General features: G+C 60.0%; 17 protein-coding genes and 1 pseudogene. 8 read left to right on the forward strand and 10 right to left on the reverse strand.

The features are described 5' to 3' along the window. Positions 1-95: 95 nt before the first annotated feature. Both istA and FHW37_RS25885 read right to left on the reverse strand, forming a co-directional pair. Positions 96-1,307, reverse strand: a pseudogene (gene istA / locus FHW37_RS25880) (IS21 family transposase); the annotation flags it as partial. Positions 1,308-1,544: 237 nt separating this feature from the next. After that, the gene (locus FHW37_RS25885) at positions 1,545-2,555 is read right to left on the reverse strand and encodes an IS30 family transposase (protein WP_145641639.1); all 1,011 of its coding nucleotides are present in this window, start codon (positions 2,553-2,555) and stop codon (positions 1,545-1,547) included. A gap of 326 nt (positions 2,556-2,881) precedes the next feature. On the opposite strand from FHW37_RS25885, the gene FHW37_RS33715 reads away from it, so the two are divergent. Beyond that, the gene (locus FHW37_RS33715; protein ID WP_186458392.1) at positions 2,882-3,028 is read left to right on the forward strand and encodes a hypothetical protein; all 147 of its coding nucleotides are present in this window, start codon (positions 2,882-2,884) and stop codon (positions 3,026-3,028) included. 152 nt (positions 3,029-3,180) lie between these two features. Here the strand turns inward: FHW37_RS33715 and FHW37_RS25890 are convergent, their stop codons facing one another. From FHW37_RS25890 to FHW37_RS25905, 4 genes are all read right to left on the reverse strand, one after another. Continuing rightward, complete coding sequence (locus FHW37_RS25890; protein WP_145641640.1) at positions 3,181-7,326, reverse strand: PAS domain-containing protein; 4,146 nt, start codon at positions 7,324-7,326, stop codon at positions 3,181-3,183. A 149-nt stretch (positions 7,327-7,475) separates the two neighbouring features. Continuing rightward, a complete protein-coding gene (locus FHW37_RS34545; RefSeq protein ID WP_145641642.1) occupies positions 7,476-7,670 on the reverse strand; it encodes a DUF2474 domain-containing protein in 195 nt (64 codons plus the stop codon). Beyond that, positions 7,616-8,623: a cytochrome d ubiquinol oxidase subunit II gene (gene cydB / locus FHW37_RS25900; RefSeq protein ID WP_145641644.1), complete on the reverse strand. Its 1,008-nt coding sequence runs from the start codon at positions 8,621-8,623 to the stop codon at positions 7,616-7,618. Before cydB ends, FHW37_RS34545 begins: the two co-directional genes overlap by 55 nt. 13 nt (positions 8,624-8,636) lie before the next feature. Further along, positions 8,637-10,049, reverse strand: a complete 1,413-nt coding sequence (locus FHW37_RS25905) for a cytochrome ubiquinol oxidase subunit I (protein WP_145641646.1) — start codon at positions 10,047-10,049, stop codon at positions 8,637-8,639. Positions 10,050-10,346: 297 nt separating this feature from the next. Between FHW37_RS25905 and FHW37_RS25910 the strand changes: the two genes are divergently transcribed. Next, positions 10,347-11,312, forward strand: coding sequence for a magnesium and cobalt transport protein CorA (locus FHW37_RS25910; RefSeq protein ID WP_145641648.1), 966 nt, complete (start codon positions 10,347-10,349; stop codon positions 11,310-11,312). A gap of 34 nt (positions 11,313-11,346) precedes the next feature. Here FHW37_RS25910 and FHW37_RS33720 read toward each other — a convergent pair whose 3' ends face one another. Further along, the gene (locus FHW37_RS33720; protein WP_186458393.1) at positions 11,347-11,502 is read right to left on the reverse strand and encodes a ribosome modulation factor; all 156 of its coding nucleotides are present in this window, start codon (positions 11,500-11,502) and stop codon (positions 11,347-11,349) included. Between the two features lie 196 nt (positions 11,503-11,698). Between FHW37_RS33720 and FHW37_RS25915 the strand changes: the two genes are divergently transcribed. Further along, positions 11,699-13,153 carry a catalase gene (locus FHW37_RS25915; RefSeq protein ID WP_145641650.1) on the forward strand — a complete coding sequence of 485 codons (1,455 nt, stop codon included), beginning with the start codon at positions 11,699-11,701 and terminating at the stop codon, positions 13,151-13,153. 150 nt (positions 13,154-13,303) lie between these two features. Next, the gene (locus FHW37_RS25920) at positions 13,304-14,620 is read left to right on the forward strand and encodes a hypothetical protein (RefSeq protein WP_145641652.1); all 1,317 of its coding nucleotides are present in this window, start codon (positions 13,304-13,306) and stop codon (positions 14,618-14,620) included. Between the two features lie 126 nt (positions 14,621-14,746). Here the strand turns inward: FHW37_RS25920 and FHW37_RS25925 are convergent, their stop codons facing one another. Further along, the gene (locus tag FHW37_RS25925) at positions 14,747-15,493 is read right to left on the reverse strand and encodes a cysteine hydrolase (RefSeq protein ID WP_145641654.1); all 747 of its coding nucleotides are present in this window, start codon (positions 15,491-15,493) and stop codon (positions 14,747-14,749) included. 402 nt (positions 15,494-15,895) lie between these two features. Here FHW37_RS25925 and FHW37_RS25930 point away from each other — a divergent pair, with 402 nt between their 5' ends. Continuing rightward, entirely contained in the window at positions 15,896-16,513 is a 618-nt protein-coding gene (locus FHW37_RS25930; RefSeq protein ID WP_145641656.1) for a hypothetical protein, read from the forward strand. Positions 16,514-16,577: 64 nt separating this feature from the next. Further along, positions 16,578-17,012 (forward strand): hypothetical protein, encoded by a 435-nt coding sequence (locus tag FHW37_RS25935; RefSeq protein ID WP_145641658.1) that lies wholly within the window; start codon positions 16,578-16,580, stop codon positions 17,010-17,012. A gap of 25 nt (positions 17,013-17,037) precedes the next feature. On the opposite strand, the gene FHW37_RS25940 is transcribed toward FHW37_RS25935, so the two are convergent. Then, entirely contained in the window at positions 17,038-18,309 is a 1,272-nt protein-coding gene (locus tag FHW37_RS25940) for an SAM-dependent methyltransferase (protein ID WP_145641661.1), read from the reverse strand. Positions 18,310-18,504: 195 nt separating this feature from the next. Further along, entirely contained in the window at positions 18,505-18,879 is a 375-nt protein-coding gene (locus FHW37_RS25945; protein ID WP_145641662.1) for a response regulator transcription factor, read from the reverse strand. 372 nt (positions 18,880-19,251) lie between these two features. Here FHW37_RS25945 and FHW37_RS25950 point away from each other — a divergent pair, with 372 nt between their 5' ends. Together FHW37_RS25950 and tehA are read left to right on the forward strand one after the other, a co-directional pair. Continuing rightward, the gene (locus FHW37_RS25950; protein WP_145641664.1) at positions 19,252-20,115 is read left to right on the forward strand and encodes an aldo/keto reductase; all 864 of its coding nucleotides are present in this window, start codon (positions 19,252-19,254) and stop codon (positions 20,113-20,115) included. 72 nt (positions 20,116-20,187) lie between these two features. After that, positions 20,188-21,210 (forward strand): dicarboxylate transporter/tellurite-resistance protein TehA, encoded by a 1,023-nt coding sequence (gene tehA, locus FHW37_RS25955; RefSeq protein WP_145641665.1) that lies wholly within the window; start codon positions 20,188-20,190, stop codon positions 21,208-21,210. Positions 21,211-21,218: the final 8 nt, after the last annotated feature.

Below are 21,218 nucleotides of genomic sequence, written 5' to 3' on the forward strand. Positions count from 1 at the left end.
TATGACTACGATCGGGCTACGCCCTCACTCCGTCACACCCCGGCGCGAGTCTCATCCTGATTGACGCTGAATCTTACCTAGATTGCCGCTATGCAGGCGGGCGGCAATTCCAGGAAGGGTGCGCCATTGCGTAGAGCACCGGGCTTGCGTTGGATGACCGCAAGGTAATGCCGCCAGCCGTAAGTCGTTCGCGGCGGTTTGTCGTGACTGCGCTCGATCACCCGCGGATGTTCGCAGAGGATATTGCCCTCTGCCACAACGACCAGCCGCTCGGGATAAATCCGCAGGCTGACGGGTCGGTTCGCAAAAGACGCAGGTACGCTGTAGCGGTTCCGCTCGAAGGTGATCAGGCAGGTGGGGGAGACGCGCTTGCTCTGCTCGACGAAGCCGTCAAACATGGCGGGAAGCGCCATCAATGCTACCCGCTCATCAGCCCAAGCATCCGCGATCGTGCCGGGCAAGGTGCCGTGCGCTGTGTCGCGCCACAAGTCCTGGCAATGCTGTTCCAGCCAGACATTCAATGCCGCCAGATCCGGAAAGTCCGGCATCTGTTGCCACAAACGTGGTCGGGCATCCTGAACGCTCTTCTCGACTTGGCCCTTCTCCCAACCCGCGGCGGGATTGCAAAACTCAGGCGCGAAGACGTAGTGGTTCGTCATTGCAAGGAAACGGATGTTGACCTGCCGCTCCTTGCCGCGGCCCACGCGATCAACTGCGGTCTTCATGTTGTCGTAGATGCCGCGGCCAGGCACGCCACCGAATACGCGGAAGCCGTGCCAGTGAGCGTCGAAGAGCATCTCGTGTGTCTGTAGCAGATAGGCTCTGACCAGAAACGCCCGGCTGTGCGATAGCTTGATGTGCGCGACCTGCAGCTTCGTGCGCTCGCCGCCGACCACGGCATAGTCCTCACTCCAATCGAACTGGAATGCTTCGCCTGGGAGGAAAGACAGCGGAACGAATATGCCGCGGCCAGCCGTCTGCTGCTCAACCCGCCACTCACGGGCGAAGGCGGCGACACGGCCATAGGAGCCGGTAAAGCCCAGAGCCGTCAGATCGGCATGAAGTTGCTTCAGCGTTCGGCGCTGTTTGCGTGACCTTCCGGCCTCGGTCTTCAGCCAGCCAGAGAGTTTGTCGGCGAACGGATCAAGCTTGCTCGGTCGTTCCGGTACCGTGAACGTCGGCTCGATCGTACCCGCGCTCAGATACTTTGCGATCGTGTTACGTGACAGCCCGGTGCGCCGGCTGATCTCGCGCACCGACAGCTTCTCACGCAGTGCCATCCGACGGATGATGTTTAAAAGTCCCATGTGGATCACTCCGTTGCCCCCGTCGCTCTCCGCGTTGGGGGAAGGTTCACATGGCTCAATTCTCAATGGAAATTATGCGCCTAACCGGCTCAGTTCTGCGTGGAAACCAACACCATCTGCAAACTCCCAGGCATCATTGAGACCCGGGGAGTGTGACATTCCAACTTTGCAGAAACAGGACATTCTAACTTTGCGGTGTGAGTTCATGCCGAAGCGCGACTTGCGAGGCGCCTGAAGCTAACCGGCATATCGCATCTGAGCGAGCAGTTTCTTGCGAAAGACTTCTGCAGGTGTTCGATAGCCCAGGCACTTGCGCGGCGTAGCATTGAGCTGGCCGCAAATTTCGACCAAGTCCGCATCCGTCACGGTCAAAGGATCGACTTCTCTCGAAAGCCATTTCCGGACGCGGCCGTTGGTGTTTTCGACGGTGCCTTTCTGCCACGGGGACTGTGGATCACAGAACCAAGTCTGGGCGCCGAAATGCGCCTGCAGATAGGGCCAGTCGGTGAACTCTGTTCCTCGGTCGAAAGTAATCGATCGGCGGGCGAGATGGGGCAGGGCTTGTAGAGCACGAACCAGGCCATCCATGACCGGTCGCGACTGTCGATCATTGTTGCGCAGGAAGATTGCGAAGCGGCTGACCCGTTCAACGAGCGATGTCACGTTGGCTTTCCCGAACTTCTTCCGGAACTGAATCAGATCGCATTCCCAGTGCCCGAACTGTTTTCGATCGGCGACGATATCCGGGCGGCGCAGGATGTTGAGTTCCGGGCTAAACCGTTGTCCATGCTTGCGTCTTGCATGTCGCGGTCGGCGACGAGCACGATGCTCCGGCAAATGCCGCCATAGTTTGATCGCATCGCCATCGGCCGAATATGCGAACTTGTAGATCGTTTCGTGGCTGACCGAGATCGGATGGCGTTCCAGACGCATCCGGCCGGCAATCTGCTGCGGCGACCAGCCATGCATGATGCGGTCGATCACGGACTGCCTGACATGCGAGAAGCGCGCCAGCTTCCGGAGTTTCTCGCGACGTTCGCAAGCCATGTCATGTGCCGTCACGCAGTAATAGCCGCTGAGGTCGGCAACGGCGCGATCGATAAACGTATTGCGTTTGATTTCCCGAAAGACCGTCGAGCGGTGACGTCCAAGTTTCTCGGCGATGACCCCGACCGTCATCCCAGCCATACGCCAGCGGGCTATTTTGCGGCGTTCATCGAGATCAATATGGGAGTAGGTGCGTTTCATAGCAGCTTCCTTGCGAGTGACAACCCATTGGCATCATTCGCAAGTCGCACTTCATCCTTGAACCCACCCGGCTACATGTATTTGTCAGGTAACTTGTATTATGGAACTCAATGGAATAATACTCGATCACGGTCTGTAAACAGGCATTTGGTCTTGCCAGAGACCGGCTGGTTCCGCTTTGGCGGGCGTTCGGTTTCGCCCCACGTCTACATCGCGCGCTAAACGTTTAAAAATATTATCCGGACCGTAGTCTCCACCTTCCTGAATGGCGTTTCATCCGGATCATGATCCTCGCGAACAATCACTTCCCCTGGTCAAATTCGACGATGATGAGGCCCGACCTCGTCCAGCAGATGCTGGATCATATCGGCAACGACCTGTTTTACATCGACACCGTCGAGAAGGCCGGCGGTTTCGAAATCGATATTCTGGGCATGCCCAAGGGAAACGGTCTCACTCAGGAACAAGCCTAATACGCCTGCCAAAATTCCTTTCACTGGCAGGTCGGCCTGATGGGCACATCCGCCGACTACAGGAAGCTTCAGCAGCACCGCGGACCGAACAACAGCGGCAACAGCATAGCTAAGCGGTCAACCGCCGGTGATTTCGGCCTCACGTTCCAAGGTCAGGCGATAGCCAATTCGAGTGGCAACGTGAACTCGAAACGGCATCCGGGGGCGCTGCCGTGAACCAGCCGCATCTGTCCTCCATGGTTCTCCACAATCGTACGGCAGATCGAAAGACCCATCCCCATGCCGTTTGCCTTGCTCGTTTCGAATGGCCTGAAGATACTTTCGACGCGATCCTCGGGGATGCCTGGTCCGTTGTCGTTGACGCCGATCGTCGCGAACTCACCGTCTAGCGCGATGTCGATGGTGAGCGCCCGGTCGCGGTCCGACGTTTCTCGCAAAGCCTCGATGGCGTTCAAGATCAGGTTCACGAAGACCTGTTGAAGCTGCACGCGATCGACCGGAATCGCGGGAAGGTCATGGGGAATGTCGAGCTTGAGCGCGATCTTGGTCTTCTGGAGCTCTCCGCGCGTCAGGGAAATGACGTCGCCGATCAGCTCGGTCATCCGGATCGGCTCGACGGTCGCCATCTCCTTGCGGAACATCTTCCGGATCCTCGTGACGATCTCGCTGGCGCGCCTACCGTCGTCAATCACGTTTTTGAGGCTGTCCCTGGCCCTGACGACGTCCGGTGTCGCCTTGGAGAGCCAGCGTAGCGCGGCTCCACCGCTTGCCACGATCCCGGTAAGCGGCTGGTTGACCTCGTGCGCGATCGAGGCCGCGAGTTCGCCCATCGTGGTGGCGCGAGCTACATGTTCGAGTTCCGCCTGGACTTCCCTAAGATGCGCCGCGCTCCTGAGGAGTTCGGACTCGACCCGCTTGCGCTCGGTTATGTCCATGGTCGTTCCGACATAGCCCGTCACCTCGCCGGACTGGCCAACCGAGGCCCTTCCGGTGCAGAGCAGCTGGATGGTGTTTCCGCCGGGCAGTGTAGCCTGGTACTCGAACTGGACATCCGTCTTCTCCGAGACAGCCTTGCGCATAGCATCTCTCACCAGGCCAGCTTCCTCGGGAAGCATTCTGTCGAGCATGGTTTCGAGGGTTCCACCGACCTCGGAGACGTTGTAGCCAAAGATGTTGCCGTGTTCTTCCGACCATTCCAGCTTGTCGGTCGCGACGGTCCAGGCCCAACTCCCCGTGTGCGAGATACGCTGGCCCTCGGCAAGCATGGCTTCGCTTTTCCTGAGCGCGTCCTCGGCGATCTTGCGTTCAAGCACAAAGCTTGCGAGTTGGGTGAAGCGGTCGATCGCCTGCCGCTCGCGATCCCCGGCCGACCGTGGCCTGTTGGAGTAAACTGCTATCGTTCCGAACACCGATCCCCGACCGGACATGATCGGAGTGGACCAGCAGGACTTGAACCCGAAGCGATCGACGATGTCGCGCGCGCAATCCCATCGGGTATCCGTGTCGACGTTGTCGATCCACACGGGCTCCTGCCTGAAGGCGGCGGTACCGCAAGAGCCAAATTCAGGTCCGACGGGAATTCCGCATACCGCGTCGCTGAAGCCGTCGGGAAGCTTATATCCTCCACCTGGCCGCAGGGTGCGGCCTTCTTCGTCTTGAAGCATGATAGTGACGAAAGCCGCGTCGGTAAGGACGAAAAGCGTCTGGCAAAGGGAATCCAGTATCGTCGCCAGCGGCTGGTCCGTGGTCATCATCTCGAAAGACCGCTTTTCCCCGGCAAGCAGGATTTCCGCCCGCTTGAGGTCGTCGATATCGCTTTCCGTGCCGTAGCATCGCACGATGCGTCCGGTGGCATCGCAGTGCGGCTTGGCCCGGACGATGAACCAGCGATACTCGCCGTCGTGCCGGAGCTTCCTCGCCTCGAGCCCGCTCATTTCGCGTTTGGTGACGATCCGATGCCATGTCGCAGCGGACTCCGCCCTGTCATCCGGGTGGAAGACATACTTCCAACCGCCGTTGCAGGCCTGTTCGGGCGTGAGCCCAGTGTATTCGTACCATTCCTTGTTGAACCACTCGTTGGCACCGTTCGCGTCCGCGCTCCACGTCATCGAAGGCATCGTGTCGTTCGCCATGCGGAATTCGTGCTCGCGCTCAGCGAGATCGGCCTTCTCGATTTCCAGTTCTGAAAAGAGTTTCGCGTTGTCCAGGGCTATCGCGGCATGAGGCGCGATCGCGAGCAGTGTCGGTAAGTCATCCGGACCACGTTTCTCGTGCTTCCTCGAACCCGTGAGATACAGAACGGCGATAAGCCGGGATTTCTTGACCAGCGGGATGAAGTACCCTTCCGCGCCGGACGGTTCGCCCCCCTCGTCCGTGTTTCCGGCGTTGGTACCCGCTTCTGCCGAAAAGGGTTCAAGAGTACGGGCGACCCGAAGTAAGGCAGCTCGGGATAACTCGCTTTCTCCGACGGCCTTGCGCTCCGTGCTATAGACGGTCTCTCCGCCCACACGAATTCCGGAGGCGGTGATCCATGCCTGCGAGTTTTCCAGCTCGACCAGCATCGCCCTGCCCGCTCCGGACATATCCAACGCCGTCTTGAGGATCGTTTCGGCAAGCGGCCCATAGCCGATGACAGATGACATGGTCTGGGAGACATCCAGCACGGTCTCCAGCAGACCGCTTTCGCCGACAGTGTGCGACTGTCGCGATTGCTGTTCGACACCTTCCATAAAAATGCCGGGAAACGCGTTCTCGAGTTGCGCTACCTTCCCTGCAGCGCCCCAACGGCGATAGCAGTCCCTTGCCCTGGACAGATGGGATTTCGCGGACTGCTCCCTGTCGGAGGCCAGGTAGAACCGTCCGGCGACCTCACAGGCGAGCGCCTCGTCGGCGAGCAGGCCGAACCTCGCCGCCGCGTCGATCGCCTGCTCGTACAGGCGTTCGGCCCGCTTAGAATCTCCGTCGATCCGTGCCAGTTCTGCGAGGGCGAGCAGCCGCTTGCTTTGGAACGTCTCAGGGCATGTGTCCGCCCATCGGGCAAGCCAGTCCACATGGCCGACGATCGCGGCCCTTTCGGCTTCGGTGCCATCCTTGAATTCCGCGGCGAGCGCCAGCGCCGCGACGAAATGATAAACGGCGAGCTGGAGATGCCCCGTGCATGCCCAGATGAGATCGGAGATACGCCTGACGGCGTCCGCCGCCGTGTCGAAATCGCCGTACACGAAGGAGGCGTGAGCCTTGAGAATCCAGTAGAAGCAGATGTAGGTCGGGGTCTGTTCCGGGATGAATTTCGCTTCGAAGGCGCTGGCGTCGAATCCGTCGCGATCGAAGATATCGCCGACGCCGCGTCCCTCCGCCATCGTGCGGACGAACGCTCTTTGCGAGTGCAGGGCCATCAGAGGCGCTGCAAAATTCGCTTTTTCGACGAAGCCGACGGCGTCGACGAGTTCCGCCGAGACGTCGACAAGGCTGTCGCCTCGCGCAAGCCGATACGCCACGATGCGGACCCGGGCGTAACAGGAATAGGGGATGTCCCTGCTCCCTTCCGCCGCCGCGATGCACGATCTGGTCAGCTCGATGACGGAACGCAGGGGACGGGCCCATACGGCGACCAGTTCGATGTAGCTGATCGCCTTGACTTCGTGCTCCCAGAACCCGTGTACCTCCACGAGTTCGCGTGCGGTTTCGCAAAATTTCAAGCCGTCGTGGTAGCGACCGAAATGGTTGCTGAGGAAGAATCCGAAAAGGCCAAAGGCCAGAACGGCCGCCTTGGTGATCCCGTGCTCCAGCGTCAGAACGACCAAATGGCTGAGCGTGACGCCCAGCAGCCTCTCGTCTGTGAGCTGTGCGGAGTTCGTCATGGCCGACAGGACGCTGACAATTGCCTCGACCTCGGGATTGTCCATCATCGGGAGGTGGACAAGCTCTTCGACCGGACGCCCGTAAAGCCGTTCCCATACGCCGATTGTGGCGGTCTCGAGATCGACCTGATCGGGACGGAGCGGTATGACGAGACCAAAGTCCCTCAGGCATTCGAGACCAGCGGCGACACTCTCCGGAACCTCGGACCGACGGAGATGCCAGTCGATCTTGAGGCAGCAGACTTCCGCCTTCTCGATCTTGGTCTCTGCCAATGCGGACGCGAGCTGGATATTCCGATCGGACGTGACGAGATCGGCGGCGGCCAGGCTGGATTTGGCCGCCTCCAACGCTTTCTGGAAACTTCCGTGACCCGCGACGTCGGCAGTCGCCGCCTTGAGATCGTCCGGTTGACTGGAAGTTTCGACTTGGGATGACATCCGTGCGCTCTGTGACCGTGCTTTTCAAGCCGAAGCTGATATCTGTTTTGGCACCGTTGCTTGCGATTGGGAACCGTGCTTGTTCGCATCCGGGATGAAAATACTCCGAACAAGTCGCCTTTTGGCGTTTCGCCTTGCGAAAAGGCGGGTCATGGGGTCATTCCCGCCAGCGACATCAACCACCTGAACGCCAGCGCGGCGACACCGAGAGTGCCCACGCTCGCGGACCAGATCGCCACGAGCCAGCCAAGGCGGCTCCAAAACGACGGCCCTCCGGAAACCTTCCCCGTCAATGGTATCCCTCCCCGGCCTTCACCTTCCCGCGGAAAACGTAATAGGACCATGTGGTGTAGGCGAGAATGAACGGGATGATGAACAGCGCTCCGACCAGGGCGAACCCGAGGCTCTGCGGCGGCGATGCGGCATCCCAGATCGAGATGCCCGGCGGCACGATGTTCGGCCACATGCTGATCGCCAACCCAGTGTAGCCGAGGAAAAGCAGCGTCAGGGTCAGCACGAACGGAAGGGCATGGCTCCCGCTTTCGAGGGTTCTGGAAAGCGCGATCGTCGAAAGCAGGACCAGGATGGGAACGGGAGCAAAGAAGACGAGGTTGGGCAGCGCGAACCAGCGCTCAGCGATCGCCTCGTGCGCCAGGGGCGTCCATAGGCTTACCACGACGATGACGACGAAGAGGGCGAAAGCGATCGGCTTGCCAATCCTCCTCATGTCGGCCTGCAGCTTCCCTTCCGTTTTCATGACCAGCCACGTCGCGCCAAGAAGGGCGTAGGCGGCGAGAAGACCCAGTCCGGTGAACACGCTGAACGGGGTAAGCCAGTCGAACAGGCCGCCGGAGTAAGCCCCGTTTTCAACTTCGAAGCCGTTGATGAACGCTCCGAGTGCGGTTCCCTGACAGAAGCTCGCGATGTACGATCCCCAGGCAAAGGCCTTGTCCCAGAACGCCTTGTGGCCTTCATCCGCCTTGAAGCGGAATTCGAATGCGACACCGCGCCAGATCAAGCCGACGAGCATGAAGATCAGCGGCAGGTAGAGAGCGCTCAGGATGACCGAATAGGCGACCGGAAACGCGGCCAGCATCGCCGCACCACCGAGGACGAGCCAGGTCTCGTTGCCGTCCCACACGGGGGCTACGCTGTTGACCATCGTATCGCGTTCCTCGCGGTCACGCACGAACGGGAAAAGTATGCCGATGCCGAGGTCGAAGCCGTCCATGACGACATACATCATGAGACCGACGCCAATGATGACCGCCCAGATAAGCGGAAGATCGATACCCATGTTTGTTTTCCTTTCAGCCGGGGATGGGGTCGACGTCGTCGGGCGCGGCGGAGAGCGGTCTGGCCGGGCGCATGGTTTTGCCTCCGGGGGGCCCGTCGTGGTGTTGCCCCTCCGTCGGGCCCTTGCCCACCAGCTTGAGCATGTAGCTGATCCCGAGGCCGAACACCGTGAAGTAGACGACCACAAACACGACGAGGGTCGCCGAAAGCGCCAGCGCCGAGTGGTTCGAGACAGCGTCCTCGGTACGCATCACCCCGTAGACGACCCATGGCTGCCGACCGATCTCGGTCGTGTACCAGCCCGCCAACAGCGCGATAAGCCCCGACGGGCCCATGACGGTGGCGAAACGCAGGAACAGTCGCTGGGAGAACAAGCGTCGCTTCGACCTCAGAGCCAAGCCGACGACGCCAAGAAGAAGCATCAACATGCCGAGGCCGACCATGATCCGGAACGACCAGAAAAGTACAAGCGAGTTCGGTCTGTCCCTTGCGTCGAATTCAGACAGGCCCTTGAATTGTCCATTCAGCCTGTGGGTGAGGATCAGGCTGCCGAGACGGGGGATTTCGACGGCGTATCTCGTCTCCTCCTTCTCCATGTCCGGAATTCCGAAAAGGATGAGCGGCACACCCGCCCCCGGCTCGTTGCGCCAGTGTCCTTCCATCGCGGCGATCTTGGCGGGTTGGTGTTCCAGGGTGTTCAGACCGTGGCCGTCACCGACGACGATCTGGATCGGCGCGGCGATCAGCACCATCCACATCGCCATCGAGTACATTTTCCTGACGCGCGGATTGTCGTTTCCCCGCAGGAGATGCCAGGCTCCGGCGGCTCCCACGAAAAGGGCGGTGCTGAGAAACGCGGCGATGGTCATGTGGGCAAGGCGATAGGGAAAGGACGGATTGAAGATGACCTTGAGCCAATCGACCGGAACCACCCGTCCGTCGACGATCTCGAAGCCCGACGGGGTCTGCATCCAGCTGTTGGAAGCCAGAATCCATGTCGCGGAAATCAGCGTACCGAGAGCGACCATCGTCGTGGCGAAGAAATGCAGACCGGGGCCGACCTTGTTCCATCCGAAAAGGGCGACCCCGAGAAAACCCGCCTCCAGGAAAAACGCCGTAAGCACCTCGTACGCGAGGAGCGGTCCGGTGATCGGCCCGGCGAAAGCCGAGAAAAAGCTCCAGTTCGTGCCGAACTCGTACGCCATCACCAGGCCGGACACGACGCCCATCGCGAAGTTGACCGCGAAGATCGCGGACCAGAAGCGATAGAGGTCGCGGTAGACCTCGTCCTTCTTCAAAAGCCACAATCCCTCCAGCACGACGAGATAGCTGGCGAGGCCGATGGTGATTGCCGGGAATACGATGTGGAAGGATACCGTGAACCCGAACTGGATTCTCGCCAGCTCGAGCGCCGTCAAACCGAACATATCTGTTTCTCCAAATGCGGCCGGGATCGCAGTCACAGGCAGCGGCGAAAGGCCCGCCGGATCTATAGGCAAGCCATGGGCCATCGCGGTCGGCTGGTCTTGTATGAAACGGTTCCGGACCGATGCGGCGGAGGGCGACGTGGCGGCCGTAACGGACGCCACGATCGTAAAAGACCACCGTGCCGTCCTCGCCTAACGATCCGGCGTGCGATGGTCGTCGGAACCCGGCCTCGCTATTCCGGTTCGTCCTCGCGGTTGATTTGCGCGAGCGGACAAGTCAATGCCCCGAGGATAGCCATGACCGTCGTAGCCTCCTATCTTTACCGTGACGGCACTCGTGCGGAGGAAGTGCCGCTCGTGGCGAAGCCCTTCGACGCGGGGCAGAACGAGTTCGCCTGGATCGGCTTGTCGTCGCCCACGGAGCGCGAACTGGAAGCCCTCAAGGCCATGTTCGGCCTTCATCCCCTGGCAATCGAGGACGCCCTAGCCGGAAAACAGGTGCCCAAGATAGACATCTATGGCGACCAGCTGTTCGTCGTGGTGAAGACAGCCCACCTCGAGGGAGACCGGATCGCCTACGGCGAGATATGCGTTTTCGTCGGCAAGGGTCATCTTGTCTCGGTCCGCCACGGGCCGTCGCGATCGCATCGGTCGCTGAGAGAGCACCTCGAGCGGTCTCCACAGCTTCTCGCCCACGGTCCCGACTACGTTCTGCACGGGATCGTTGATTCCGTCGTGGACGGCTACCTCCCGATGGTCGAGACGATCGAGGATCGCGTCCTTGAACTCGAAAAACACATCCTTTCTTCCTTCCTCGACCCCGAACAGATAAGGCGGATTTTCCGCATGAGACGCCAGGTGTTGAAATTCCAGCGCGTTCTCGGACCGATGGGCGAGGTTGTCGGAAAGCTTACCCACCTGGACCTGCCATGCGTCAACGTTAACGCACGTCCGTTCTTTGGCGATGTCCATGATCACGTTCGAAGGGTGGAGAGCCTTGTGGGCGGGCTGCGGGAGATCATGACCTCGGTTTTCGAGGCGTCGAGCCTCCTTGAACAGCAGCGGCAAGGCGCGATAACCCGGCAGCTGGCGTCCTGGGCGGCCATCCTGGCTGTGCCGACGGCAATCGCGGGTATCTACGGCATGAACTTCAGGAACATGCCGGAGTTGAAAGCCGAATACGGCTACTACGTGGTCCTCGGCGTTATCGCGCTGATGTGCGCCGTACTCTATCGGCGCTTCAGGAAGAGCGGCTGGCTCTGAATTGCTCCTTCATCCGCCACCCTCAACCGTCAGTCTAGTTGTCTTCGACGACGGACTCGTACCCTTCCATCCACGTCTCGTATTCGATGGTTCCGGCCGAATAGGGACAGGCCTTTTCATCAGACCCGTCAAGCGCGGCGGCGCGCCCCTCGTCGAAGCAATGCTCAAGCGGGCGTTCCTGGATGTCCATGTTCATAACTCCGTCGGTTGGCCCAGCGTCAATACGCGGCGACGGCCTCCGGTTCCGGGCGAAAGCAAGGAAGTGACGAGATGTACAAGAACGACGTTTTTCAGCCCCTTAAACCATCCCTAGCGCCGGATACCCAGCCGATGGCCGCGGTGATCCGGCTCCGCCAGCCCAGCTTCCCAAGTCTTTGGAGAGAACCATGACCGACAAAAGCCTGACAACCGCCGCCGGCGCGCCCGTGGTAGACAACTTCAACATCGAGACGGCAGGCCGACGTGGCCCTGCCCTGCTCCAGGATGTCTGGCTGATCGAAAAGCTCGCCCATTTCGACCGCGAGGTCATCCCGGAACGCCGGATGCATGCCAAGGGTGCCGGGGCTCATGGGACTTTCACCGTCACGCATGACATCAGCCGATATACCAAGGCGGCAATTTTCTCCGAGATCGGCAAGCAGACGCCTATGTTCGTCAGGTTCTCGACGGTCGCTGGCGAACGCGGCGCGGCCGACGCCGAACGCGATATCCGCGGGTTCGCGATGAAGTTCTACACCGAACAGGGCAACTGGGACCTTGTCGGCAACAATACGCCCGTCTTCTTCTTCCGCGACCCTCTCCGTTTCCCCGACCTCAACCACGCGGTGAAGCGCGATCCGCGCACGGGCATGCGCAGCGCCGAGAACAACTGGGACTTCTGGACGCTCCTCCCGGAGGCGCTCCACCAGGTTACGATCGTCATGTCCGAGCGCGGCATCCCCAAGAGCTTCCGGCACATGCACGGCTTCGGCTCGCACACCTATAGCTTCATCAACGCCATGAACGAGCGCACCTGGGTGAAGTTCACCTTCAAGACCCAGCAATCCATCGAGAACCTGTCGGACGAAGAAGCGACCTCCCTGATCGGTGCCGATCGTGAAAGCCATCAGCGCGACCTTTTCGAGAGCATCGAGCGCGGGGAATTCCCGCGTTGGAAGATGTACATACAGGTCATGACGGAGGAAGCGGCCGCAACGCATCGGCACAACCCCTTCGACCTCACCAAGGTCTGGCCGCACGCGGACTACCCGCTGCATGAGGTTGGCTATTTCGAGCTGAACCGCAATCCCGATAACTTCTTTGCCGAGGTCGAGCAGGCTTCTTTCACCCCGGCCAACATCGTGCCGGGGATCGGGTTCTCGCCGGACAAGATGCTGCAGGCGAGACTGTTCTCCTACGGGGACGCCGCCCGTTACCGTCTCGGCGTGAACCACCACCAGATCCCAGTCAACGCGCCCAAGTGTCCCTTCCACTCCTATCACCGCGATGGCGCGATGCGCGTCGACGGAAATCATGGGGCGACCACTTCCTATGTGCCCAATTCCTCCGGCCAGTGGGCTGAGCAGCCCGACTTCAGGGAGCCGCCGCTTGCGATCGAAGGGGCCCCCGATCACTGGGACCACCGCGTTGACGAGGATCACTACGAGCAGCCCGGCATCCTATTCAGGGCGATGTCGGCTGATCAGAAGCGGGTTCTCTTCGAGAACACCGGGCGGGCGATGGCCGGCACGTCGATGGCGGTCAGGGAACGGCACGTCGTTAATTGCACCAAAGCCGACCCGGAGTACGGAGCGGGCGTCGCCCGCGTCCTCGGATTCGCGGTCGAACGCGCGGCGGAATGAATGCCTGCGGAGCCGCGACGACGAGAGAGGCACGGCGTGTTCTCTCGGTCGCGGCGCTACCTTGACGCGCGGTTTGATCCTTGCGAGTAGTCGGCCATCAGAACTGGCTCTCTTCCGGGGCAGATTCTTGTATATCCGCGGGTGGGGCACGTGAATATAGCCAGGTCTACTGACTACGAAGTCGTTGAAAAGCGCCTGGCGAAATTCCTACGGGCGCAAACCTCGGTTTTCCAGTTTTGCGAAGAGCTGAAGCAATGGTGCGCGGCGAGCATCGAGGGCGATTACGACCAGGCCAACTATGAAGTCGCCAAGCACATAGCAAAGGACGTCGCTGCCTTCGAGGTCGCCTTCGACGCTTTCGAGGTCGAGTTCTGGAACTACGTCGAGGATGTGGACCGCACGCGATCGCGCGTCGACCGAATGGTTTCGCAAGCCGGGATGGCCGACCACAAAGAATACTTCTTCGGGAAGATCGAAGCCTGTACCGCTAGACTGAGTGACGTATTCGCGGAGGTAAACGCCGCGGAACTCGACTGGCCATTTCTCGACGAACTCGAAAAATCCCTGGAGGGCCTCTATGACGTCACCGAAGATCTGATCGATATCGATCCCAGTCGTCTGGAGAACAGTCTGATCGCGGAACTTCTCGCGATGGTACCGATGCAGAGGGTCGCTCCCCTAGAGGTGATTGCGACCCCTTCCAGTATCCGCCGGAAAGCCACGACCAGGGTATCCTCCCGAGTCGACGATGCTCATATCGAGCAGGCCATGCTCGCACTTCGCGAAATCGTCGGGGATACCTGCGAAGAACTCAACCGATCGAACTGCGATCCGCGGATAAGGAAGTCGTTTGGGAAGTGCCTGGACGAGATTTCGAAAGCGCGTGAGCTGTTTTCGCCGATTTCGTTCGGAATTTACGTCAGCGTTGCCAACTCATTCAAGGATATTGCCACCGAGGAATTCTCCGCCTTTCTGGGACGACAGGTTGTCGCCACGCTGCTTCAATGCGACATCTTCCTGCGGAACTTCGATGCTTGGACGGAATATTCGAGGGGAGACCTGGGTTCCGCTACTGATGATAGCGCAGCTGCTTTACGTGACTTCAGGGCCATGATCGACGAGCCGTTGTTCGAGGAGGACGTCCGGACTGCCGTTGAGCTTTTGCTCGAGGACAGGCGGGATTTCGGCGCTCGTGGGAAAATCGACCACTCTATTTTCCAGAGTATCTCCAATACGATTTCAGAAGTGTGCCGGCAGGGATTGCGACTGGCGTCTACCGCACGGCGCTCGTTCTCGTCTCTGATCGGGGACACGATTTGGGATGCCGGGAAAGCGGGCGTCGGGCTTCTGGCAGTCGGTTGGATCATCCAGCACAAGGACGCCCTATTGCTTCTTGCATCCCAGTATCAGTTTCTTTCCTGGATCAAGCCCGTTGTTGAGTTCTTCATCACCGGCCACGGTGCATGAACCACGCAGCTGCGACATACCCGGTTTGTTGGAAGGTGAGCAGCGCCCCTCTCTTCCCGACGGGCGCTGGTATCGATGTGATCTGAGGAAGAGCCGTCCCGGATATGGCGGAAAGACCTTTATAATTCAACTCGCCATCGGCATCGGGCAGGAAAGCGAAGCCTGGGAAAGACGGTCGGCCGCCTCTTCGGTTGTCCAGAGCGCGTTCGCGAACCAGCGGAAGTTCACCAGCGCCGCGAGATAGGCGTCGCCTTCGGGCAGCTTGCTTCCAGCCGTCGCATCGCGGACCACAGCGACTTCGAAACCCTTCTCGACAAAGTCACGGAGATGGGACTCGACGCAGAAATTCGCGGCCATGCCTGCCAGGATCACCTTGTCAATGCGCTTCTTGCGCAGCTGAAAGACGACGTCATTGGTCTGCGGCCCGGCGATCTTGTGGGGCGAGCACACGATCGTCTTGCCGTCCTCGATGTACTGCTTGTACTCGGGCATCCAGTCCGCGCCTGAATTGTCGAAGCCTTCGAGCGACAACGGATCGCGGCGGTCGAACATCCGGAGCTTATGCATCAGCGTCTCGCCAGTAGCGGCGAAATCCCAGCGGTGATCGAACGGGTAGTAGTAGTGGGGCGAAATGACCACCTCGATGCCTGCCTTCTTCGACGCCTCGAAGAGCTTGCCGATGTTATCGACCGTATTGTGTTCCGTGATGCTTTCGCCGAAAGCGCCCCACCCTGCGCCCTTGGGGCTCAGGAAGTCGATCTGCGGGTCGGTAATTACCAGCGCGGTCCGCGGGATATCGATCTCGACGTCGGTCTTGGGCAGTGCCGGGTTCTGCGGGTCGCGATATGCGAGCGGGATGACTTTGTCCGTCATGGAAGTTTCCTTTGGGCGGTTTGCCTGGCGGCGATCTCGTCGTTGCGACCGCGCGGGCGTGTTGACTGATTTCGGGAACCGTACCCATCGATGTCGGCCAGTGATCCGATGTCACGTCGCGGACTGAAGTATCGAGGATACGGAGACGAGAATGGGGGCGTCCGCCGCCGCAGGATTGTAACATCCTGTCACTTTGGAATCCGAGGAGGCATTCGTAGGGATCACCATCACGCTTTCGGCGCTGTAGAGCGTTTCGACGTACATGCTTGTCTCGACCAGAACGCGCGTCACAGCGCGGCTGCAGCGAAAGATGTCAGTTATCTTTGGGAACTGCCTACCGGGCATTTGCCACCGCGGCGGCAACTGACATAGTTCGGCCCACAGCTTGCCGAGCGGAATCATATGCGTCCTTTGCCGATACTTGTCTCCATCACCCTACTCTTCTGCGCGTTCACGCATGCGAAGGCTTGGGACCGCGCTACCGTAGATCGCCAGATTTCCAAACTCTGCGAACAGCGCAACCCCGACGATTGGCCCGGGCAGGATGACTGCATCGCGGCGCAACGCCTAGCGCTTCAGTCGCTTCGCCCGCCGAGGGACGAAGAGGACCTCGTAGCCGCTTACCGAGCGTGTAAGGACGCCGCGTCGGACGAATACGATTTCGCGGCTGTCTATCACTGCTATCGCGGGAGATCGTCGGCGATCGTCACGGACAGGGCCGCAGCCGCGGAGATCGCTGCGAAGAAGGAATTGGCGACATTGTTTCCAGGTCTGCCCGTCATCGTTCAATGTTCCTTCTCAGATGGCCGGAAGGTCGAAGTCCGTCGCAACGACAAATATCCGAGTGCTATCGTCGCAAAGGTTTCTCCTGAAGCGCTTTTCGCCGGGCGATCGGGCATCGGATACTCATACGAGTGGGGTGGCGCTCAGGGTATCGATTTCAAACTGGATGGAAATCAGTTGATGGATCGCAGCGGCGGCCCGGTGAAGCTGTTTATGGGCAAATGCGACTACCGGTGACATGGCTTATGCGTCCTCCTGGGCTGAAGCCACTTCGACAACATGCATCATAAGAATGGATATCATGCGCGATTTTTCGTTGTTCTCGAAATTGCTGGCGTCACTTGTTCTATCCGCCGCAATATGCGGTGGAGCGTTCGCCGGAGAGCTGGATATTTACGAGCATAACGGTTCGGTCATCAACTGGTTCGTCGTGAACGGTGAGGCGACCGCGACCTATGCGACGCCTAAGGCATCGCTTCTGACGTCCGGAATCCAGGAAGGAACCGTCGTCTTCAAGGGCTCTGAAGAAGGAAGCCGTATTTCAGGCACTGCCTACACGTACCGGATGGGATGCGCCCCAGCGCCGTATGAGGTGGTCGGCTATTTCAGCGGAAACAACATCGTGCTCTCTGGCCCTTCGCCAGTGCGGGCAAAGGGCAGCTGTGACGTGCTGAGTTACACGCTGGATAGTCCAAACGCCAAATTGGTGTTCAAATACTCGAGCACGCATCACTAGGATCGAACGAGGGAGCTCGCAGCTTTCACGACATTTCCCGCTGACGGTCCCAGCCGACGGCTGTGAGGCCCTCGGCCATGGTGCTTTTTGCGGCCGAATTACGCTCCGTATCGAACATGTAGTCTCGGGCTAGCGGAAGGGCGGAAACGTTCTTTGTCAGCTGCAGCTGCCAGTTCATATGCCCCATTCGGCGGAACGCCAGTTCTGACCCGATGAGGTAGAATTCGAACATCCGGCAGAAACGCTCGTCATAGAGCTTGGCGAGCTTGCTCCTGTTGTCGGCAAACCGATGATGCCACTGCTCCAGTGTCCTGGCGTAGTGCAGACGGAGCACCTCGATATCCGTGGCCCAGAGACCCGATTTCTCGACGACGGACATGACCTCGGAGATCGCCGGGGAATATCCGCCCGGAAAGATGTACTTGGCGATCCACGGATTAGTGCTGCCGGGACCATCCGCGCGGCCGATGGCATGGATCAGCGCAACGCCGTCGTCAGTTAGGATCGACTTGATCTTGTCGAAATAGGTCCGGAAGTGGTTGACGCCCACGTGCTCGAACATTCCGACGGATACGACGCGATCGACCTGTTTGGTCCAGTTTCGGTAGTCCATCAACTCGAAAGTGACCATGTGCTCGAGCTGTGCCTCCTTGGCGCGTGCCCGGGCCTCTTTGAGCTGCTCCTCGGATAGGGTCAGGCCCGTCACGCGGGCACCGAACTCCCTGGCGAGATAGAGGGCCATCCCTCCCCAGCCGCACCCGATATCCAGGATATCGAGTCCGGGTCGGTCGAGCCTGAGTTTGGAAGCGATATGCCTCTTCTTCTTGAGTTGGGCCTCCTCCAGCGTCTCGTCGCCTTCCGGAAAATAGGCGCAGGAATACTGACGGTCCTCGTCCAACATGAGCGAGTAAAGCCGCCCGTCGAGATCGTAGTGATGAGCGACGTTCCTCTTCGAGCGTGCTGCGTAGTTCAATTGGTCGAATTTACGCCGAAACCAGCGGACCTTTTCCATCAGCTTGTCCATCGGATGACTGCCACCCTCCATGGAGTTCATGGCGAGAAAATCCAGCGTCTGGAAAAGGCCGCGGGGTCCGGGTTCGATTTCCCCATCCATATAAAGCTCGCCGAGCGCGAGGGCCGGGTTGAGCAGCAGTCGCCGCTTGGCGCGTTCGGTGCGGATCACAATGGCGGCGTGAGGCTCTCGACCCGTTCCAAAAGTCTGGGAACGTCCGTCGGGGAACCTGACGGTCAGAGTGCCAATCTTGATGAGTTTCTGGAGGGTGGCTTCTAGCAACATCTGTACTACCCTTTCGGCCCTGCGGAACGATTTCAGCTTCCAGGCGAGGATAGACGGTAGGCTTCTGGGATAATTGCAAAATTCGGTTCGAATGACACTGGGAATGCGGAAGCATGGAAACTGACTCTGCCACGCGCCAGGGCGGCACGCATGAAGACGCACCCATACGTCGGCGAGCGCCTTTTTCGTCGAGGGCTAGTTGCCTTCGCGTGTCCGACTATGGGCGTCTGTGACGCATCTAACCAACTCGTCGGCATCGATCGGCTTGTTGAGGAAATGGACCGCGCCGTTCTCCAGCGCCTTCATTCTCGTCACGTCGTCGTCGTGCGAGGTGACAAAGACTATCGGCAGCGTACTGCGCTGCCGCTGCAATTGAGCCTGGAGCTCCAGGCCACTCATCCCAGGCAGCCGCTGATCCAGGATGAGGCACTCGACTTCGTCGTGGCAACTCGAGGAAATGAAATCCTCGGCAGACCCGAATGCTCTCACCTCGTACCCGTACGACGACATCAGGTCCGCATACGCGAGCCTCACGCCGTCATCGTCCTCAACTATTGCAATCGTCAGCAAATCACGTGGCTCCGACGGTCTCTTTGGAACTGCCGCGACGACTTTGCGGTATTGGGTAGGTGCAAAGCGTCTCGGACTTCATATTCCAACGCGGCTAACGACATTACAGACGAACGCACGGATCCGATTCCGGAATCCGAACCCTGGGCATCCAGCTCGCTAAACCGCGAACATGCGAGCGACCTTATCAGACGCCAACCCCCAGTCCACCTAGCTCTAGGTATAGAGGCTCGCCAGGCGCTGTCGTGCACGATGATACAATAAAGGCGACTTTCGTCGTCGTAACTTGCTCCCACACGAAGACTGACGACCGGCCGAAAGCCGACGAACACACGCGGCATTTCGAAAACGGCCGCCGAAAGGGAGTTTGAAATGGACAACGCCAAGACAATTGGAAGCTTTTCCGGAACCTTCAAAATCGGCGATTTCGTCGCAAACAGGCTGGGCTTCGGGTCGATGCGTCTCACCGGTCGCGGCATCTGGGGTCCTCCGGCTGACCGCGACGAAGCCCTGGCGACCGTCCGCCGGGCTGTGGAGCTGGGAGTGAACTTCATCGACACCGCTGACTCTTATGGCCCGGACGTCGCCGAGGAACTGATCGGAGAAGCGTTGGCGGGCCGCAGCGACGTCCTGGTCGCCACCAAAGCGGGACTGCGCCGCCCCGGTCCGGACCAGTGGATGCCCCACGGTCGACCCGAGTACCTGATCGAGCGCGCAAAGGGCAGCCTCAAGAAGCTGGGCGTTAAACAGATCGGGCTTTGGCAGCTCCACCGGATCGACCCGCGCGTCCCCATGCAGGACCAGTTCGCAGCGATCAGGCAGCTGCTCGACGAGGGTGTGATCGCGAACGCGGGGCTCAGCGAGGTTTCTATCGAGGAAATCGAAGCAGCCTCCCGCTACTTCAAGGTCGCCACCGTCCAGAACCGTTACAATCTGGTCGACCGTGGAAGCGAGGACGTTCTCGACTACTGCGAACGCAACGGCATCGGGTTCATTCCCTGGTTTCCGTTGGCGGCAGGCGACCTCGCCCGTCCTGGTGGGGTTCTCGACTCGCTCGCAAAGCGCCACGCTGCGACAGCTGGCCAGATCGCGCTGGCATGGATGCTCAAGCGAAGCCCGGTCATGCTGCCGATCCCAGGTACTTCGAAGGTCAGCCATCTCGAGCAGAATGTCGCCGCCACACGTATCCAGCTTTCCGACGACGAATTCCAGGAACTTGAGAGAAGCGTACGCTGATCATGCCGCGATCGATCGGCCACCGAGACAGAGATGCCGGTGGCCATCTCCTAAATCTTTGAGAGGTGTGAAATGGCAATCGATTCGACGGGATTTCAACCCAATCCACAAGAGCTGAACACGGGCTGGATCGCCAGTGTGGCCGCCAGAACGCCGGCGGCGTATTTCGGCATGGTTCTGGGACTTGCGGGTCTCGGAAACGCCTGGCGCGCCGCTGAACAAACCTGGCATATCGGCAACGGGATTTCGGAATGGATCCTGGCGCTCGCCGCCATTGTCTGGGCGGTCCTGGTTATCCTGTTCGCAGCCAAGGCGGTCCTCGCCATGGATAAGCTGGTCACGGAGATCAACCACCCGGTCCAATGCTGCTTTGTCGGTTTGATCGGGGTCGCGACGATGCTCATCGCCGGCGCTGCGGAGCCTTATTCCTACACTGCCGGTGCCGCGCTTTTTATCGTCGGTTTCGCGTTCACTGGCATCTTTGCCGTCTGGCGGACGGGTGGGCTCTGGCACGGCGAGCGGGACCCCGCGACCACGACGGCGGTGCTTTACCTGCCGACGGTCGCCGGAAGCTTCGTGACCGCGACCATCGCCTCTTCGCTCGGATATCAGGACTGGGGACAGCTGGCTTTCGGAGCCGGGATCTTCTCGTGGCTTGCGATCGAGTCCGTTCTTCTCCATCGCCTGCTCACGGGGCCTATGACACCGCCGGCGCTTCGGCCGACGCTTGGTGTGCAGCTCGCCCCGGCTCCGGTCGGAGCCGTCGCCTATATCTCCGTCAGCGGCGGCGCTCCCGACATGTTCGTCCATGCCCTGATCGGCTACGGAATTCTCCAGCTCGTCGTCCTCCTTCGTCTTTCTCAGTGGCTGCGCGAAGCCGGGGCGGTGATGGGGTTCTGGGCGTTCAGCTTCGGGGCCACCTCCATGGCGACGGCTCCGGTGCGTCTTCTTGGGCACGGAGATAACGCGGCGATATCCGTGGTGGCACCTATAACCTTTTTCCTGGCGAACCTGCTGGTGCTCGGACTGACCGTGATGACGGTTTGGCTTCTGGTTTCCGGTCGGATGTACGCCAAGCCAGTCACCGCGAAATAGCCGCCGCC

The organism is Neorhizobium alkalisoli (assembly GCF_007829835.1).
Taxonomy (GTDB): Bacteria; Pseudomonadota; Alphaproteobacteria; order Rhizobiales; family Rhizobiaceae; genus Neorhizobium.